Origin of the sequence: Lishizhenia sp., assembly GCF_033720595.1 — a bacterium.
Classification (GTDB): Bacteria; Bacteroidota; Bacteroidia; order Flavobacteriales_D; family Crocinitomicaceae; genus Lishizhenia.
Genome location: NZ_JAWWCF010000317.1, coordinates 1 through 1768, shown reverse-complemented (window position 1 = coordinate 1768; position 1768 = coordinate 1). Strand labels below are relative to the sequence as shown.

The 1768-nt window shown below is 38.7% G+C and carries 3 protein-coding genes; all 3 read right to left on the bottom strand.

Annotation, left to right across the window (positions count from 1 at the left end):
• Positions 1-810 (bottom strand): phage late control D family protein (locus R3333_RS14465; RefSeq protein ID WP_413468692.1); only part of this gene is annotated, 810 nt, incomplete at its 3' end.
• A 79-nt stretch (positions 811-889) separates the two neighbouring features.
• Positions 890-1348 carry a phage tail protein gene (locus R3333_RS14460; RefSeq protein ID WP_318959468.1) on the bottom strand — a complete coding sequence of 153 codons (459 nt, stop codon included), beginning with the start codon at positions 1346-1348 and terminating at the stop codon, positions 890-892.
• On the bottom strand, positions 1348-1768 hold a 421-nt coding region (locus R3333_RS14455), incomplete at its 5' end, for a phage tail protein (RefSeq protein ID WP_318959467.1). The genes R3333_RS14455 and R3333_RS14460, both read right to left, overlap by 1 nt.

Here is a 1768-nt window from a genome sequence, read left to right as displayed (position 1 = left end):
TAAGTGTAACAAATAGCTCTTTGCGTCAAGTACTTTGGAAAGTTTCTTCCCCGTAATATTTCCTTGTTTGTTTACAATGGGTTCCTTCGAGATGGCTTCAATGAAATCTTGTGAGTTAAAGGCCTGAGATCTTGCTTTTACTTCAGCATATTGAAACCTGGCATCTAAGGTTATGTTACATTCATTAATGTCTCTTCCATATTCAACTTCAAGAACAGCACTGTCAGAAACCTTTGGTTTTGCTACAACTACTTTGCCATTATCTGTGTGTACTACCAGTCCGTATATAGCTGCACGGTTGATTAAAAAGTGCCAGTCTGTTGTTGCATCTTGCACTACTTCTTCGTGCAGTATAGTAGTTTCAAGTACCTCCGAAGATAACCCCGAACTGTTAATAAGCGATTGCATTATACCACTGTCCGTTGTTTTCGAGTACATCCTATTTTTTTTGGTAACTGTCATTTTGAGTGCTTTGTCTTTACAAATGATATGTAACTGGGACCCCTCTCCATGACTAATCTTTATGTGTTGCTTCATGACCAGTCCCTTAAAGACAGTATCATTTTTACTGTGATACCCTAATTTAATTTCTATCTCGCTTCCCGGTATGAAGGTTGAAGAATCAGCGACTTTAAAATTTTGGGTGGATGTATCCCCATCTAGTAACACAATTTCTGCAGCTGCAATTCTATTGAGTTCGTGTACCGTTTTTAAGGATACTACTTTATACGTAGCGGGAATTTCTTTACCGTTCGATAATATGGTAAAGGAGGTGAGATCAGACTCTTGGGTTAGTGGAGATGTAGCCATGATGTGTTTTTATAAGTATTGCTCTAATTTTTTAAGTACAATTCATTCTTTAAAAAAAGTAAGTTTCGTTTAATAGTCTTTATAGGCTTGTGATTTCGGTGAAATAGCTAAAGGAAAATCCAAGGGTTTCAATCAAAACTTCACGGTTCATTGCGTCGAGATCTGCTAGGTTCCATTTTACCGGCCAAGCGTTCATAAAGCTCCATGATTTTAATGGGTCTCCGTTTTCATTCAGTAAATGTATCGATATGTTTCTCGTTTCAATTACTTCTGTTAGACCTCCTTCCAGAGTGTTTCTACACCAATCGATCAGTTCAGAATCGTGAGATACCAATCCGCATTTTAATACCAGATTTGAAAACTTTGCGGAGGTAGGAACGCGTTGTTTAAACGGCTTGTTCGCACTTTCCGTAATTTCTTCAACACCCAATTCCATACTCACACCAGACACCTCCTGGAACGACGCATCTACAGTTCCAGAAATTCCGTTGAAACGGAGTTGGAAATAAAAGGCTACGGGAGAATGTTGCAATGCCATTATCCGTTTGCTATGGTGAGACCTTCATGCGCTAGTTCTAGCGTTTCTACAGCAACTTCACTGGCATCAGATTGCATGTCTGTACCCGTAATTTTTGTAGGCCAAGCATTTGCTAGTGTCCAGGTCATTGTTGGGCCACCTGTTTCATCTAACAACTGAATCACAACCGTTTCTCGCTTTATAGTATTCATTTTAATAGCATCGTACCACTTCCAGAAGTTATTGTCGTTCACAAAAATTCCTTTTTTCAATGTTACGTTACCAGACTTTACGATTCCTGGCATTTTAATGGTCGAAAATTGCGTGCTGTCACCATGCCTGTACTCAATAGGTTGAGTTTCGGAATCTAATCCAGAAATTTCTTGAAATGATACCGTACTGTGTTGTGGACCTAATTTTACTTTAAAATAAAACTTTGGT

What these genes read in the sequence shown, in the direction of transcription:
- R3333_RS14460 (WP_318959468.1), bottom strand. Translation starts at nt 1,348, where the DNA reads ATGGCATTGCAACATTCTCCCGTAGCCTTTTATTTCCAACTCCGTTTC.